The 2,475-nt window shown below is 80.1% G+C and carries 2 pseudogenes; one reads left to right on the top strand and one right to left on the bottom strand.

Annotated elements, in window-relative coordinates:
* A pseudogene (locus tag BG452_RS46210) lies at positions 1-236 on the bottom strand (hypothetical protein); the annotation flags it as partial.
* Between the two features lie 235 nt (positions 237-471).
* On the opposite strand from BG452_RS46210, the pseudogene BG452_RS32665 reads away from it, so the two are divergent.
* Positions 472-2,475: pseudogene (locus BG452_RS32665) on the top strand (hypothetical protein); the annotation flags it as partial.

The raw sequence follows: 2,475 nt of genomic DNA, 5'->3' as shown, positions 1-2,475 counted from the left end.
GCGGCGGCGGCGCCCGCACCGACCGCGCCGGCGGTGCCCGAGGCGGCGTCAGCAGCGGTGCCCAGCGGGCCCGGTCCCGGCCGTGCCCCCGAGCCCGCCGTCGCCGCGCCCGCCGTCGTGCCGGGCCGGGTGAACGCGGCACCGACGGCCCCGACGACGCCCGAGACGGCCCCGCCGATCACACCGACGGCAGCGGCCCCGACGACACCCGAAACGGCGTCAGCAGCAGTGCCCACCGGGCCCGGTCCCGGCCGTGCCCCCGAGCCCACCCTCGCGGCGCCCGCCGTCGTGCCGGGCCGGGTGAACGCGGCACCGACGGCACCGCCGATCGCACCGACGGCAGCGGCCCCGACGGCGCCCGAAACGGCGTCAGCAGCAGTGCCCAGCGGGCCCGGTCCCGGCCGTGCCCCCGAGCCCGCCGTCGCCGCGCCCGCCGCGGCCGGGCCTCCGGACGGCGCGGCCGATCCGCTGATGACCGTGCTGCCGTACGGCTTCTGGTTCCACGGTGCGCCCGCCCCGGCCGTCCCGCCGGGGCCGCTGCTGGGTGCCGCGGCGGCGCCCGGCACGCCGGTCCTGGTGGTGGGCCGCCCGGACGCCCCCCTGCCCCCGGTCGCCGATGTCGCCGCCATCGCCACCGCCGCCGCCCGGCTGGGCCCGCCCGGGACGTCCCCGGCCGACCTGCTGGTCAGCGCGCCCTGGGCCGGCACCTCGGCGCTGGTCACCCTGACCGCCGTGCTCGCGGCCGCACTGGGCCGCGAGGTCCGGGCCGCCGTCGGCCTGCCGACGCGCACCGCGCACGGCTGGTCCTCCCGCGTCCTGGCCGCCGACGGGGCCCAGGCCTGGGAACCGTGGCTGACCGAACTGACCGCCTCCCCCGCACTCGGCCGCGTGATCGCCTCCGCCTGGCGCCCCCTCCCCGCGGCCTTCGCGGCCTGCGGACCCGCGCTCCACCAGGCACCGGTCGCGGGCTGGCGCCTGGAGGCCGTCCCCGCCGGACTGTGGCTGCGCCCCGAGGAGCCGCCGAGCGACCGCAGCCCCCGCCTGCTCGACCCGGACCCGGCCCGGCCGACGCTCATCGCGGGTTCGGCCGACCGGACGGCGCCCGCCGAGGTGCTCGACATCCTGGACGACCTGGTGTCCGCCCTCACCGACCCGGGCGCCCCGGCCCCGCGTCTGCTCCTCCCCGGTGCCCCCGCCGTCCGCCGGCCCCACGCGGCCGGCCCCGCGACGCCCGCTCCGGCCACTCCCGCTCCGGCCACTCCCGAAACTCCCGACTCCCCCTCCCCGCAGGCCGGGCAGTGCGCCCCCGACAGCGGCAGCGAGCCGCCCGTCCTGCCGGAGCCCATCACCCCCGCCACGGCACCGACCACCATGACGGAGAGCACCACCGCCCCCGACTCCCCCACCCCGCGGACCTCTCAGGCCGCCCCCACCCCCGGCCCGGCCGCCCCCGAAACCCCCGACACCCCCACCCCGCAGACCACCCTGCCCCCGACCGGAAACGACAGCGAGTCACCCTCCCTGCCGGAACCCGCCACCCCCGCCACGGCACCGACCACCACAACCGAGAGCACCACCGCCCCCAACTCCCCTGCCCCGCAGACCTCTCAGGCCACCCCCTCCCCCGAAAGCGGCACCACCCTCACTCCCGCGCCCGACCCGACCGGCCCCGAAACCCCCAACTCCCCCACCCCGCAAGCCCCGCAAGCCCCGGAGGCCGTCCGCGCCATACCCCGGCTCCTCGTCCCGCCCGCCGCCGCCGGGCGGGTGTCCACGGCCGCCGAGCGGGCCGCCTTCCGGGCGCTGCTGGGTGCGCACTTCCACCGTTACGCCAGCCGGGCCGAGCAGGCCGCGCTGCGGATGCCGGCGCTGCGCGCGCAGGCCCGTGACGACCTGAAGGACGACCTGGCGGCGGTCTACCTGCACCACGCCGACACCGGAATCCCGGTGCACCGCGCCGAGTTGGTCGAGGCGGCGCGCCGGTCCGGTGCCGGCGACGGGCCGTTGGCCTGCTACCTGGCCTGTCTGGGGTCGGGGCTGCGCCGGCTGCCCAATCACCGGGGCGCCGTGCTGCTGGGTGCCGAGGCGGGCGAGGGCGTGCTGGGGCAGTACGCGCGCGGCACGCTGCTGGTGGAGCCGGCGCCCGTGGTGGGGACGGCGGAGGCGGAGGTGGTGCCGGGGACGGACGTGGAGTTCCTGGTGTGGTCCGCGACCGGCCGCCGGACGTCCGTGATCGCCGAGGACGGGGATCCCGAGGTGGTGTTCCCGCCCGGTACGCACTTCCTGGTGCTGGACGTGCTGCCCGCCGGCGAGGACCGCCCGGCCCGGGTGCTGCTGCGCGAGAGCGGCCCGGCCGCCGCCCCGGACGAGGCCGGGGACGAGCAGGACCGGGCGCGGCTGGGGGGGGCGAGGGGGGGGGGGGGGGGGGGAAGAGGGGACGGCCCGGGGGAAAGGGGGGGGGGGGGCGGGGGAGGG

The organism is Streptomyces sp. CBMA123 (assembly GCF_014596465.1).
Lineage (GTDB): Bacteria > Actinomycetota > Actinomycetes > Streptomycetales > Streptomycetaceae > Kitasatospora.
The sequence above is the reverse complement of the archived record's forward strand: the minus strand, read 5'-3'. Positions and strand labels throughout refer to the sequence as shown.